Origin of the sequence: Curtobacterium sp. 314Chir4.1 (assembly GCF_900215175.1) — a bacterium.
GTDB classification, from domain to species: Bacteria; Actinomycetota; Actinomycetes; order Actinomycetales; family Microbacteriaceae; genus Curtobacterium; species Curtobacterium pusillum_A.
Window position 1 is genome coordinate 562,590 of the sequence record NZ_OCMI01000004.1, and the last position, 11,969, is coordinate 574,558.

Sequence of the window (11,969 nt, forward strand, 5' to 3'; positions counted from 1 at the left end):
GTTACCGTTGTTCCGTGATCGACCAGGGAACCCAGCGCGACGAGACCCGAGCACGGATCGTCGCGGTCGCGGGCGCGATGCTCCGGGAGCACGGTGCTGCCGCGGTCACGACCCGCGCCGTCGCCGAGGGAGCCGGAGTCCAGGCACCGACGATCTACCGGTTGTTCGGCGACAAGGACGGCCTGCTCGAAGCGGTGGCCGAGCACGAGATGACGTCGTTCGCGGCGGTCAAGGCCGATGCGATCCGGGTCGCTCGCGACGAGCAGACCGATCCCGTCGAGGACCTGCGATCCGGTTGGGCGATGACGATCGGGTTCGGGTTGGCCAACCCCGATCTGTTCGTCCTCCTCAGCGACCCGGAACGCGGGCGTCGCTCCGCCGCCGCGCGAACGGGCACCGAGCTGCTCGCGGAGCGGATCCGCCGGGTCGCCGAGGCCGGACGGCTGGCCGTGCCGGAACGTCGTGCCCTCCGGCTCGTGCACGCCGCCGGCACCGGTGCGGTGCTCGCGATCCTGTCGGCGCCGGCGGAGGAGCGGGACACGACGCTCGCCGACGACGCGTTGGAGGCGGTGCTCGGTCGGATCCTCGTGCCGGGGTCCGGTCCGTCCTCGACCGACGAGCACATGGGCGCGGTGCGGAGCGCGGCGATCACGTTGCGTGCCGCGGCGTCGGACCTCGACGCCACGTCGCGCCTCGGCGCGTTGTCCCCCGCCGAGCGGACGATGCTCGCCGAGTGGCTCGACCGGGTGGCCGTGGCTCGCTAGGAGTCGTCGCGGGCGCCGGCCAGCCCGTGGTCGTGCGCGTACACGACCAGCTGCACGCGGTCGCGCAGCGCGAGCTTCCCGAGGATGCTCGAGATCTGCGTCTTCACGGTCGACTCCGTGACGAACTCCTTCGCCGCGATCTCCGCGTTCGACAGGCCGCGCGAGGCCCAGCCGAACACGATGCGCTCCCGGTCCGTCAGCGTCTGGAACGCCGGCGGCTGCGGGGCCGGCGCGCGCTCGACGTCGGCGCCGAACAGCTGGGAGAGGTCGTTCGGCGCGATCACCGAACTGCCCTCGTGCACGGCCCGTACGGCCGCGAACAGGAACGGCGGCGTGGTGTCCTTGAGCAGGAAGCCGCTGGCGCCGAGTCGGATCGCGGTGGCCGCCGCCGGGTCGAGGCCGAACGTGGTCAGGACGATCACGCGCGGGAGCGGCCCGTCGACCGCGCCGGAGAACAGCTGCCGGACCGTCTCGACGCCGTCCATCCCGGCCATGCGCATGTCGAGCAGCACCACGTCGGGTCGGAGCTGTGGAACGAGGGCCAGGGCTTCGGCGCCGTCGGAGGCCTCACCGACCACCACCATGTCGTCCTGGGCGTCGAGGACGACACGGAGTCCGGCGCGGAAGAGCGCCTGGTCGTCGGTGAGCAGGATGCGGATCGGATCGGTCATCGGTTGGTCCCCCCATGGACGTCGAACGGGATGCGGGCGCGTGCTGCGAACACGTCGTCCAGGACGGCGGCGTCGAACGACCCGCCGAGCGTGCTGAGCCGGGACTGCATCCCGGCGAGGCCGCGGCCGGAACCGCGGGTGGTCGGAGCGGGCAGCGCGACGGGTCCCGTGCCGACGGCGGTGCCCGCGGCGGCGTCCGTCGTCCCCGGGACCACGTTCTCCACCTCGAGGACCAGGTCGGCGGACCGCCAGGTCTCCCGCACGGTGACGGGCATGCCGGGGGCACCGTGCCGGAGGGCGTTCGTGAGCATCTCCTGCAGGACGCGGCGCGCGGCGGTCCCGCTCTCCGGGCCGAGGGGCACCGGGGCCCCGCGGACGGCGTGGTCGACGTCGACCCCGGCCTCGCGGATACCCTGCACGATCTCGTCGAGCGACCCCGGGTCCGTCGCGGCGCCGGAACCGTCGATGTGCCCGAGCACCTGCCGGACCTCGACGAGGGAGCTCCGGGCGGTGCTGGCGATGGTGGCGCTGACCTCGCGGATGCGGGCCTCGTCGTCGAGGAACGGCACCGAGTCGGCCTGCGCGATGATCACCGCGAGGGAGTGCCCGACCACGTCGTGCACGTCGCGGGCGATGTCCGCGCGGATGCGTTCCGACTCGGCTTCGTCGATCGCGCGGGTGGCGGTCGCCTCGGCCTCGGTGGCGACGGCCTCGGCGCGGGACGCGGCGGCCTCGGCGTCGGCTCGGCGTTCCGACTCGCGGTCACGGGACCGGAACGCCCGGACGGCGACACCGCCGGCCCAGACGCCCAGGAGCGCGGTGACCGGGGCGGCCATCGCGAGGAACGCCTGGTCGCGCGGTCCGTTGATGAGCACCAGGAACCGGAAGCCGGTCAGCGCGAGGTAGGCGGTGGCACCGATCCCGGCGACGAACGCCAGGAGTCCGGAGACGATGACCTCGGTCCGGGACCCGACCACGGCCGCGGTTCCGATCACGACGAAGATGGCGAGGTCCACCAGGGACGGGCGTTCACCACCGCCGACCTGGACGATCCCGAGGACGACGACCATGAGCATCGCCGCGGACGGTGAAACCCGGCGCAGCGCGATCGCCCCGGACGCGGCGAGGACGGCGAAGAAGCTCGCGTGCTCCAGCTCGAGGTCGATGGGGAGCAGGAAGACGAACGCCGCGAAGACCGCCCAGGCCACGTCGACGACGATCGAACGGGTGGCGAGCGGCCGGATGAACGTGCGCCGTTCCGTCACGGCTCGATCATCGCACGCGGGCGTGTCGGGATCGTCACGGGACCGGCGACATCGCGATGAGGGCGGTGGCCGTGACCGCGACGATCGCGGCGCAGAGCAGCAGCGTGGCGATCGTGTGCTTCGTCGAGGACTCCATGCCACCAGCCTCGCGTCCCGGTGGCTGCACGGCATCGGGCGCGAGGTGGAAGGCCTTCATCCCACCGGCTGAACCGTGGTCGGTCACCCCGCGGAGCTGTCGCGGCGCATCGGTGGGCACTCGCCACCCGCGGTCGTCGCGAGCTCGTAGTGCCACGACTCGTTCTCGTAGGTCTGGCAGAGTCCGAACTGACGCCCGTGCTCCTGCATCCACGCCGCGGCATCGATCGCGCCGACGTCCACCGCGCGGCCCTGGACGTGAGTCGACCGGTCCGGGGTGTTCACCCAGCGGCGGGCCTCCTCGAGCGAACCGTGCTCCTCGACGCCCTGGTCGAGCAACGCCTGCTGGTAGGCCCTGCTCCGCCAGCCCGAGTTGATGCGCACCTCGACCCCGTCCGCGGCCGCCGCCTCGGCCGCGCGGGCCACCGCGTGCCGGAGGTCCGCGTCGAGGTTCGCGATCGCCGGGGTGTCCGCGATCTCGGACATCGGAGCCCCGTCGGCGGCGTACCCGTCCGCGGTGCTGACGGTGTGACCGCCGACCTCGGCGGACTCGCCGGACGGCGGCCCGACCGACACGGTCGTGCGGCCGGCGCGGGCGCCGGCTCGCCCGTCGGCAGGGATCGAGGCGGCAGCACACCCTGCGACGGTCAGCGCGGCGCAGGTGACCACGACGGTCGCGATCAGGTGGAGGCGTGACGTCTGCATGCCCCCAGCATGTGGAACATCGCCGTCATCGTGCATCGGGCACGGGACCCAAGGCGGTCACCCTGCCGGGTGAACCCGCGTCGTCCGTGGTGACCGGTCGTCGGGCTGGAGGCGCGGGGCGGCGCCGCCCCGCGCCTCCAGTCCATCAGATGGTGATCTGGCCCAGCACGCGGTGGGCGATCGAGATCGACTCGCCGGACACGACCGACAGCGGCGACGCGAGGAACGCGACGAGGTCCGCGATCTGCTGCGGGCTGGAGTCCCCGGGGCCGCCCGGCCGCACCTCGGGACTCGGGGTGTCGGTCACCGTCCCCGGGTTGACGACCGTGACGGTGACGCCGGTGCCCGCGGCCTCATCGGCGAGGTTCTTCGCGATGACGCTCACGGCGGTGTTCCGCAGGGAGGCGGTGATGTTGCCCGACAGGTACGCGTTCTGGCCGCTCACCACGACGATGCGTCCGAAGCCCGCCGCCCGCTGCGCCGGCAGCACCGCATTGGCGACCCGGAGGAACCCGAGGGCCTTGCCGTCGATCGCGGTGAGCACCTGGTCCGGGTCGGACTTCTTCGCCGGGTCGAGCGTCCCCGCGCTCGGGGCAGCCGTCACCACGAGCGCGTCGATGCGGCCGTGCTGCTCGAGCACGCGGGCGATCCCGGCGTCGACGGAAGCCTGGTCTGCGGTGTCGATCGCGACGCTGTCGGCGGAGTCGCCGGCGGTCCGGGAGGCGACGACGACGGTCGCTCCCTCGGCGCGGAGTCGATCGGCGATCGCGGCACCGATGTACCCCTTCCCGCCGACGACGAGTGCAACACGGTTCTGCAGTTGGAGGTCCACGGACACGACGCTACGCCCGCGTGATCCGGCCAGACCAACTGCGTGATCGGTCCACTCCGGACGGGTACCCAGCACCCGACGCCGACCATCGGCCTCGACACCCGCACCACCGGATCAGGAGGGCACATGACCGACCAGCAGCAGCCGCCGGGCAGCGACCGCGAACTCACCCCGCGAGCCGACCACGGCGAGGACTCGTACCGCGGTTCCGGGAAGCTCACCGGCAAGCGCGCCGTCATCACCGGTGGGGACAGCGGCATCGGCAAGGCGGTGGCGATCGCGTTCGCGTTCGCACGCGAGGGTGCCGACCTGCTGATCAGCTACCTCCCCGAGGAGGAGGACGACGCGCAGGACACCAGGCGCTGGGTCGAAGCGGCAGGCCGCACCGCCGTCCTGTGCCCCGGCGACCTGAACGACCCCGCTCACTGCCGGAGCGTCATCGCGACAGCTGTGGACGAACTCGGCGGCATCGACGTCCTCGTGAACAACGCTGCGTACCAGATGACCCACGAGACGCTCGAGGAGATCAGCGACGAGGAGTGGGACCACACCATCGCGACGAACCTCAGCGCCTACTTCCACCTCGTGAAGGCGGCGCTCCCGCACCTCGGCGCCGGAGCCTCGATCATCGGTTCGAGCTCGGTGAACTCCGACAACCCGAAGCCGACCCTCGCGCCCTACGACGTCACGAAGGCCGGCGTCGCGAACCTGTCCGCCGCCCTCGCGCAGCTGCTCGGCGACCGGGGCATCCGCGTGAACAGCGTCGCTCCCGGCCCGATCTGGACGCCGCTCATCCCCTCGACGATGCCGCCGGAGGAGGTCGAGCAGTTCGGCAAGCAGACGCCCCTCGGCCGAGCCGGGCAGCCCGCCGAGCTCGCTCCCGTCTACGTGCTGCTCGCCAGCGACGACGGCAGCTACGTCTCCGGGGCGCGCATCGCCGTCACCGGCGGCACCCCGATCCTCTGACCGACCAAGCGAAACAGGAGAACGAGTTGTACTTCCACAAGCAAGAGCTTCAGTTCAAGTCCACCCCGGACAAGCCCGACGCGGTCTACGCCCGCAAGCTGCAGGAGGTGCTCGGCGGACAGTACGGCGAGATCTCGGTGGCGATGCAGTACCAGTTCCAGGCCTGGAACATGCACATGCCCGGCAAGTACCGCGACCTCGTCTTCGGCATCGGCGCCGAGGAGATGGGGCACGTCGAGATGCTCGCGACGATGATCGCGCAGCTGCTCGAGAAGTCCCCGCTCGGGATCACCGAGGACGCCGTCCAGGACGACCCGACGGTCGCCGCGATCGTCGGGGGCACCGATGTGCAGCACGCGATCGTCGCGGGTGCCGGAGCACGACCGGTCGACAGCAACGGCAACCCCTGGCAGGGCTCGTACATCACCGCGAGCGGCAACCTGCTCGCTGACTTCACCGCCAACGAGAACGCCGAGATGCAGGGCCGAGTCCAGGCAGCGCGGCTCTACCACATGACCGACGACAAGGGGGTGCGAGACCTCCTGGGCTTCCTCATCGCCCGGGACACGATGCACCAGAACATGTGGGCGTCCGCCGCGGCTGAGCTCCGTGAGAACGGGATCGAGGACTTCCCGGTGCCGAACAAGTTCCCGGAGGCCAAGCAGGCGAACGAGGTCGCGTACCAGTACCTCAACTTCTCGGACGGCGCCGAGGCCGGCAACGGTCCCTGGGCGAGCGGGCCGTCCTTCGATGGCAAGGGCGAGTACTCGTACCACGACGGGCCGACCACGTCGGTGCCGATGCCGCCACCCACGCACCCGGACTCGCGCTTCTACGGCACCACCGAGCTGCCGAACTTCGTCGAGAAGACGGCGGGCGCGGTGCAGGACACGCTGAACAAGGAGTAGTCCGTCGACATCGTGGAGGGCCCGGCGCACGTGGTGCGCCGGGCCCTCCACTCGGTCATCGCTGCTTCGAGCTCACCGCCGGGGCGGCTCGAACAGGTCGGAGTACGCGCGGACGGCGCTCCACCCCGCGACGAGGAGGATCGTCCCGGCGACGGCAGCAGCCCACGGCAGGAGCGGGGTCGAACTCCACAGGTGCGGGGCCACCACCCAGGCCAGGAAGGTGCCGGTCAGGCTGCCGGTCGCGCCGAGCAGAGCGGCAGTCCGTCGGTCGAGGCTGGTCAGCGCGAGGGATGCGGTGACGACGAGGACCGCCGCGACCGCGTTCGCCAGGACCGCCATGCCGGTCAGTGCTGGTCGGAGCCCGCCCCGACGGCGAGCTGCTCGGAACCGCCTCCGACGGTGACCGCGATCTTGCGCGGCTTGGCGGACTCCTTCACCGGGATCGTGATGCTCAGCACGCCGTTGTCGTAGCCGGCCGTGATGCGGGCGGCGTCGAGGCCGTCGCCGAGCGTCAGCTGTCGGACGAACGAGCCGGGCTGCCGCTCGCGCGTGATCCACTGCGACCCATCAGGGGCACCGAGGGTCCGCTCGGCGCGGATGGTCAGCACCGAGCCGTCCACGTCGATGTCGACCGACCCCGGGTCGATGCCCGGCAGGTCGACGTCGAGGACGTAGTGGTCCCCGGTCCGGTAGAGGTCCATCGGCATGGAGCGGGGCCCTCCGGCTCCGAGGAGGGACCCAGCGAGACGGTCGAGCTCGCGGAACGGGTCGAAGTTCATCGTCATCGAGATCAACTCCTTCGTGTCTGCAGTTGAGTCCCCTCGACTCAACTGCCACCGTTTTAGCACTCGACCCTCAGGAGTGCCAAAAGAACGCTCAGAGGTCGCCGGGTGTCGGAAGCGGTGCATGCCGAAGCAACTGATTCCGAATGACACCGATGTAGTTCAACAGCGCTAACAGTTAGGTGCGCGAACCGTACAGAACAGAAATAGTTCGTTGCACTGATCGTTCACGTCGTGAAAGACTTCTGACCGTCCGCAGGGGACACCAGGAAGCAGGAAGGCGGGATCGCAATGCACAGCACGTACACCGGGATGCCGCGGCACACACGGCTCGTCGGCACCCACACCCGCGTCGGCCTCACCGACCCGGCCGTCATCGACGCCTACGTCGAGCGACGCATCCAGGACCCGTCGCTCCTGTCCGGTCGCGCCGAACCGTCCTACGCAGACTTCTTCAGCGTCCCCGCCGCGTAGTCTCGGGTCCGTCCCACCCCGCACCGCCAGTACGAGAGAACACCCGACCACATGCCGTTGACCGTCGTCCGTCGTGAGCACATGCACCTCTACGCCCGGGAGCCCCGGTCGCGTGCCGCGAAGGTCGCCGTCGACGCGCTCCTGCGGCTGCAGCACGCCGAGGAGCAGCAGCTCGAGCAGGCCCGCGGCGAGAGCGGACTCACGAAGAACGAGTTCCTCGCTGTCCGGTACATGCTCCAGGCGCACCGGGACGGACGGGCGATGGGGCCCAAGGACCTCGCCGTCATGCTCAACGTCTCGAACGCCTCGGTGACCAAGATCGTCGACGGCCTCGTCGACAAGGGCGATCTGGTGCGTGCTCCGCACCCCACCGACCGCCGGGCGCAGGTGCTCGAGCCGACGGTGCAGGCCGCGAAGAAGATCGACGCCTCGTACGCCCGGTTCCACGAGGCCGTGGTCGAGGTGATGGACCACCTGTCCTCGGAGGAGAACGGCGTCCTCGCCCGCTGCCTCTCCCAGATCACCGAAGCGCTCGCCGACGGGCGACCTGCGCCGGTCGACGAGTACACCGTCGACCCGGACGGCGTGGCCGAGCCGCACGACGCCTGATCGGGACCCGGAGGAACGAGTCCTCACGCGCCTCCCGGAAAAAACCTTCCAGCGGTAAGTTGGGAGGATGACGCCCCCCGCCGACGACGAAGCGGCCCCGCCGCGACGCGGCGGGTACCGCAAGGGCGCCGAGCGGCGCACGCAGATCCTCGACGAGATGATCCGGATGGTCGCCGACCACGGCGTCGACGCATCGTCACTCCGCTCGGTCGCGGATGCGCTCGGGATCACCCACGCGGCGCTCCGGCACTACTTCCCGAACCGCGACGAACTGCTGCTCGCCGTGTACCGCGAGCACGAGGTGCGCGAGCAGGGTGCCCCCGACCGGATGAAGTCGGCGATCGGGGACATGCGTGAGAGCGCTTCGCGGAACCGTGCGGTCCCCGGGCTCGTGCAGCTCTACACGACGCTCGCGGCCGATGCCGTGCAAGAGGGGCACCCGGCGACGCGGGAGTTCATGCGCGAGCGGTTCACACGGCTGCGGGCCGACCTGGCGGCGTTGATCGAGGCGGACCAGGCATCGGGGCGGATCCGCGCCGACCTGGACCCGGTGGACCTGGCGAGCCTGAGCATCGCGGCGTCGGACGGGCTGCAGGTGCAGTGGCTGCTCGACCCGGAGGCCGTGGACGGCGAGAAGGTGCTGCGGTTGCTCGAGCAGATCGTGCCGGCGGCCGACTGAGTCGCAGGCTCGTGTGGCGGTGGGCTCACCAAGTGGTGGCGGCCACGAAGTCGAGCACGACCTGCGCTGCGTCCGGGTGCTCCTGCGGGCGATGACCGTGACCGGGCAGGGTGACGTGGGTCCCGCCGGTCAGGCGTGCTGCGATCGTCTCGCACTCGGCGTTCCAGCCGCCGGTACGACAGCGCACGAGCAGATGGTGCCGACAGCCGAAGGCGTCGCGGGACTCCTGCGTGACGCCCCGTCCTGGGGTCAGTGAGAGAACGCACAGTCGGATACGATCACCATCGCGCTGTCACCCGAGCAGTGCTCATTTCAAAACTCCAGGAGAACCCGTGTCCGACGCCCCGTACCCTGCCGCGCCCACCCAGCCAGCCGAGCCCCGACCCCCGCAGCGGGCCGCAGGCAACCCGTTCGGCATCACATCGTTGATCCTCGGCATCGTCGCGATGGTCGGGTTCGCGATCCCGTTCTTCAACTACGTGACCGTCGCGGTCGGCGCCGTCGGCCTCATCCTCGGCATCGTGGGGCTCGTGGTGAAGTTCCGACCGCGCAAGGCCGCGGTTGCCGGTGTGATCCTGTCGGGCCTCGGCCTGGTGCTGTCGATCATCCTCGCCGTCGTCTACACGGCGGTGTTCGCAGGCGCGGCCAAGGCGATCAGCAGCAGCGAAACGGTTCCCCCGGCGGCTACCTCGAGCTCGTCGGCGGCCGCTGGTGACACATCCGAGGCGTCGTTCAAGGACGGTGTCCTCACCACCCCGAAGATGAAGGTCACGATCACGAGTCACCGGCTGATCCCCGTCGGCCAGCCGGGCAACGAGTACGGCGACAAGCCCGTCATCGCCATCGTCTACACCACGACCAACCTGACGAGCGAGGCGATCGACCCGACGACAGCGTGGATCGGATCGTTCCAGGCGTTCCAGGACAACGACCCCAACGCGGTGAACGAACTGAACATCGGCTCGACTCCCGGGGATCAGTACCTCGACTCGCAGACCGAGAAGATCAAGCAGGGCGGCACCGTCGAGAACGCCGTCGCGTACGAGCTCGACGACGAGACCACCCCGGTGAAGCTCACTGCGAAGGAGAACCTCTTCAGTGACGATCTGGGCTCCGTGACGTACGAGCTCCAGTAGCCAGCGCGCCCATCGAGTGAGCAGAAAACGTCGGGTACCGAATCGGTACCCGACGTTTTCTGCTCAGTGGACGCGGACGGTCTACGCGGTCAGCACCGCAGCCGCCGGGTCGAAGTCCTCCGGCAGCGGCGGGATCGGGTCCACCGACGACGTGATGTCGACGGCCGAACCCGAGGCCGCGGCGTCACGGATGCCGAGCAGCACGTCGAGGACGTGCAGCGCAACCGCACCGGAGGCACGCTCGGGGCGGTCCTCGGCGATGGCCCGGGCGAGCTCGACGACACCGGTGCCGCGACCCCACGTGGAGCCGACCGCCTCGAGCGTCTCCGGCTCCTCCTGCCCGTAGCGCCAGAGCTGCGATGCGCCCTCGAACGTGTTCGGGTCGGGGAGCGAGATCGTGCCGAGCGTGCCGTTGATCTCCACGAAGCCCATGCGCGGCAGGGCGTGCTGGAAGGAGAACGTCGACTGGGCGGACTGCCCACCGGCGAACTCGATCAGGGCGGCGTGGTGGGTCGGGACCTCGACCGGGAACGTCTCGCCGGCGCGGGGGCCGGACGCGATCGTGCGACGGTCGAGCGACTTCGAGGACACGGCCTGCACGCGGCTGGCGGTGCCGAACGCGTGCACGAGGGTCGTCACGTAGTACGGGCCCATGTCGAACAGGGGTCCGGCGCCCTCGGCGAACAGGAAGTCCGGGTTCGGGTGCCAGGCCTCCGGGCCGGGGACGTGGAACAACGTGGTGGCGGAGAGCGGTTCGCCGATGTCGCCGCGGGCGATGGCACGCAGCGCCGTCTGGATGCCCGCACCGAGCACGGTGTCCGGTGCCGTCGCGACACGCAGGCCCTTGGCCTTCGCGGAGGCGAGCACCGCGGCGGCCGACTCGTGGTCGGTCGCGATCGGCTTCTCGCTCCACACGTGCTTGCCGGCGTCGATGATCTGCTGGTCGACCTCGGCGTGGGCCGCCGGGATCGTCAGGTTGATCACGATGGAGATGTCGTCGCGGGCGAGGAGCTCCTCGACCGAACCCGACGCGCCGACCCCGTACTCCGCCGCCTGGGCGGCGGCACGCTCGAGCAGCACGTCGGCGACGAACCGGACCTCGACGTCGGCGAACTTGGTCAGGTTCTCCAGGTACTGCGTGGAGATGTTGCCGGCACCGATGATGCCGATCCCGACACGGGTCACTTGTCGTTGTCCTTCAGCCACGCGAGCGACTCGGTGATGCCCTCGAAGACGTCGCCCTTGTACGCGTCGAACTCGACGACGCGGATCGCCTGCGGCGCGGCGGCGAGGATGCCCGCCACGTCGACGTCGCCCTGGCCGGCCGGGGTCTGGTTCTCGAAGGCGCGCTGGAGTGCCTCGGGGACGATGAGGGCACTCTCGGACGAGGGCAGGGCGGTGCGGATGTCACCGTCGACCTTGCCGTCCTTGACGTGGATGGCGACGACGCGGTCACCCAGGGACTTCAGGACCGCGGGGGCGTCGGCGCCGCCGACCGTCGCCCAGAAGGTGTCGACCTCGAGCACGGTCTCAGGGCTGATCTGCGAGACGAACAGGTCGTAGACCGTGCGGCCGTCGACCTTGTTCGTGAACTCCCACTGGTGGTTGTGGTAGCCGAACTCGAGGCCGCGCGAAGCTGCCTCGGCGGTCAGGACGTTGACGCGCTCGGCGATCTTCGCGACGTCGTCGGCGGTCTGCCAGCGGTCCGTCGGGATGAACGGGTCGATGACCGTCTTGATGCCGAGGCGCTCGGCCGCGTCCCAGATCGGGGCGGTGTCCTCGGCGTCGATCACGGCGACGTGACCGGACGGGGCCTTCAGGCCGGTGGCGGCGAAGGCGCGCTCGAGGTCTGCGGCGCGCTCGACGAACGCGTAGGGCTCGACGTTCTCGTAGCCGATCTCGGCGACGCGGGCGATGGCCTTGTCGAGGTCTTCGGCGATGGCGTCGCGCAGCGAGTACAGCTGCACAGAGGTGATGGGCATTGCAGAGGCTCCTTCGGTCCTGTCTGGGTGTCGCGGCCCGTCGAGGAGCGATGCTCCGCGG

General features: G+C 70.4%; 16 protein-coding genes. 7 read left to right on the plus strand and 9 right to left on the minus strand.

Translation table 11 applies throughout. The features are described 5' to 3' along the window. Positions 1-14 precede the first annotated feature (14 nt). Positions 15-764 carry a TetR/AcrR family transcriptional regulator gene (locus CRP27_RS15505; protein ID WP_255257612.1) on the plus strand — a complete coding sequence of 250 codons (750 nt, stop codon included), beginning with the start codon at positions 15-17 and terminating at the stop codon, positions 762-764. Here CRP27_RS15505 and CRP27_RS15510 read toward each other — a convergent pair. The 4 genes from CRP27_RS15510 to CRP27_RS15525 form a co-directional block, all read right to left on the minus strand. Further along, the gene (locus CRP27_RS15510) at positions 761-1,435 is read right to left on the minus strand and encodes a response regulator transcription factor (protein ID WP_097181487.1); all 675 of its coding nucleotides are present in this window, start codon (positions 1,433-1,435) and stop codon (positions 761-763) included. The two genes, CRP27_RS15505 and CRP27_RS15510, sit on opposite strands and share 4 nt — an antisense overlap. Further along, positions 1,432-2,700: a sensor histidine kinase gene (locus CRP27_RS15515; RefSeq protein ID WP_101686015.1), complete on the minus strand. Its 1,269-nt coding sequence runs from the start codon at positions 2,698-2,700 to the stop codon at positions 1,432-1,434. The genes CRP27_RS15510 and CRP27_RS15515 overlap by 4 nt, the downstream gene beginning before the upstream one ends. A gap of 219 nt (positions 2,701-2,919) precedes the next feature. Further along, positions 2,920-3,540 carry a M15 family metallopeptidase gene (locus tag CRP27_RS15520; RefSeq protein ID WP_097181489.1) on the minus strand — a complete coding sequence of 207 codons (621 nt, stop codon included), beginning with the start codon at positions 3,538-3,540 and terminating at the stop codon, positions 2,920-2,922. A gap of 145 nt (positions 3,541-3,685) precedes the next feature. Then, positions 3,686-4,372, minus strand: a complete 687-nt coding sequence (locus CRP27_RS15525; RefSeq protein WP_097181579.1) for an SDR family oxidoreductase — start codon at positions 4,370-4,372, stop codon at positions 3,686-3,688. 126 nt (positions 4,373-4,498) lie between these two features. Between CRP27_RS15525 and CRP27_RS15530 the strand changes: the two genes are divergently transcribed. After that, positions 4,499-5,338: an SDR family oxidoreductase gene (locus CRP27_RS15530; protein ID WP_097181490.1), complete on the plus strand. Its 840-nt coding sequence runs from the start codon at positions 4,499-4,501 to the stop codon at positions 5,336-5,338. A 26-nt stretch (positions 5,339-5,364) separates the two neighbouring features. Continuing rightward, positions 5,365-6,246: a manganese catalase family protein gene (locus tag CRP27_RS15535; RefSeq protein WP_097181491.1), complete on the plus strand. Its 882-nt coding sequence runs from the start codon at positions 5,365-5,367 to the stop codon at positions 6,244-6,246. Between the two features lie 72 nt (positions 6,247-6,318). Here CRP27_RS15535 and CRP27_RS15540 read toward each other — a convergent pair whose 3' ends face one another. After that, positions 6,319-6,585 (minus strand): hypothetical protein, encoded by a 267-nt coding sequence (locus CRP27_RS15540; RefSeq protein ID WP_097181492.1) that lies wholly within the window; start codon positions 6,583-6,585, stop codon positions 6,319-6,321. 5 nt (positions 6,586-6,590) lie between these two features. After that, on the minus strand, positions 6,591-7,031 hold the full coding sequence (locus tag CRP27_RS15545) for an Hsp20/alpha crystallin family protein (protein ID WP_097181493.1): 441 nt from the start codon (positions 7,029-7,031) through the stop codon (positions 6,591-6,593). Between the two features lie 288 nt (positions 7,032-7,319). On the opposite strand from CRP27_RS15545, the gene CRP27_RS15550 reads away from it, so the two are divergent. The 3 genes from CRP27_RS15550 to CRP27_RS15560 all read left to right on the plus strand — a co-directional run bounded on the left by CRP27_RS15550 (position 7,320) and on the right by CRP27_RS15560 (position 8,790). Continuing rightward, positions 7,320-7,502, plus strand: a complete 183-nt coding sequence (locus CRP27_RS15550) for a hypothetical protein (protein ID WP_097181494.1) — start codon at positions 7,320-7,322, stop codon at positions 7,500-7,502. 51 nt (positions 7,503-7,553) lie between these two features. Further along, positions 7,554-8,111, plus strand: a complete 558-nt coding sequence (locus CRP27_RS15555) for a MarR family winged helix-turn-helix transcriptional regulator (protein WP_097181495.1) — start codon at positions 7,554-7,556, stop codon at positions 8,109-8,111. Positions 8,112-8,178: 67 nt separating this feature from the next. Further along, a complete protein-coding gene (locus CRP27_RS15560; RefSeq protein WP_097181496.1) occupies positions 8,179-8,790 on the plus strand; it encodes a TetR/AcrR family transcriptional regulator in 612 nt (203 codons plus the stop codon). A gap of 25 nt (positions 8,791-8,815) precedes the next feature. On the opposite strand, the gene CRP27_RS18300 is transcribed toward CRP27_RS15560, so the two are convergent. After that, positions 8,816-8,977, minus strand: coding sequence for a hypothetical protein (locus CRP27_RS18300; protein ID WP_176505634.1), 162 nt, complete (start codon positions 8,975-8,977; stop codon positions 8,816-8,818). 145 nt (positions 8,978-9,122) lie between these two features. Between CRP27_RS18300 and CRP27_RS15565 the strand changes: the two genes are divergently transcribed. Further along, a complete protein-coding gene (locus tag CRP27_RS15565; RefSeq protein ID WP_217990748.1) occupies positions 9,123-9,926 on the plus strand; it encodes a DUF5067 domain-containing protein in 804 nt (267 codons plus the stop codon). A gap of 81 nt (positions 9,927-10,007) precedes the next feature. Here the strand turns inward: CRP27_RS15565 and CRP27_RS15570 are convergent, their stop codons facing one another. Both CRP27_RS15570 and CRP27_RS15575 read right to left on the minus strand, forming a co-directional pair. After that, positions 10,008-11,111, minus strand: coding sequence for a Gfo/Idh/MocA family protein (locus CRP27_RS15570; RefSeq protein WP_097181497.1), 1,104 nt, complete (start codon positions 11,109-11,111; stop codon positions 10,008-10,010). After that, positions 11,108-11,908 carry a sugar phosphate isomerase/epimerase gene (locus tag CRP27_RS15575; protein WP_176505635.1) on the minus strand — a complete coding sequence of 267 codons (801 nt, stop codon included), beginning with the start codon at positions 11,906-11,908 and terminating at the stop codon, positions 11,108-11,110. Before CRP27_RS15575 ends, CRP27_RS15570 begins: the two co-directional genes overlap by 4 nt. Between the last annotated feature and the right edge of the window lie 61 nt (positions 11,909-11,969).

Coding starts and splice junctions, on each gene's coding strand:
- CRP27_RS15510 (WP_097181487.1), bottom strand. CDS start 1,435: ATGACCGATCCGATCCGCATCCTGCTCACCGACGACCAGGCGCTCTTC.
- CRP27_RS15520 (WP_097181489.1), bottom strand. CDS start 3,540: ATGCAGACGTCACGCCTCCACCTGATCGCGACCGTCGTGGTCACCTGC.
- CRP27_RS15530 (WP_097181490.1), top strand. CDS start 4,499: ATGACCGACCAGCAGCAGCCGCCGGGCAGCGACCGCGAACTCACCCCG.
- CRP27_RS15540 (WP_097181492.1), bottom strand. CDS start 6,585: ATGGCGGTCCTGGCGAACGCGGTCGCGGCGGTCCTCGTCGTCACCGCA.
- CRP27_RS15545 (WP_097181493.1), bottom strand. CDS start 7,031: ATGACGATGAACTTCGACCCGTTCCGCGAGCTCGACCGTCTCGCTGGG.
- CRP27_RS15550 (WP_097181494.1), top strand. CDS start 7,320: ATGCACAGCACGTACACCGGGATGCCGCGGCACACACGGCTCGTCGGC.
- CRP27_RS15555 (WP_097181495.1), top strand. CDS start 7,554: ATGCCGTTGACCGTCGTCCGTCGTGAGCACATGCACCTCTACGCCCGG.
- CRP27_RS15560 (WP_097181496.1), top strand. CDS start 8,179: ATGACGCCCCCCGCCGACGACGAAGCGGCCCCGCCGCGACGCGGCGGG.
- CRP27_RS15575 (WP_176505635.1), bottom strand. CDS start 11,908: ATGCCCATCACCTCTGTGCAGCTGTACTCGCTGCGCGACGCCATCGCC.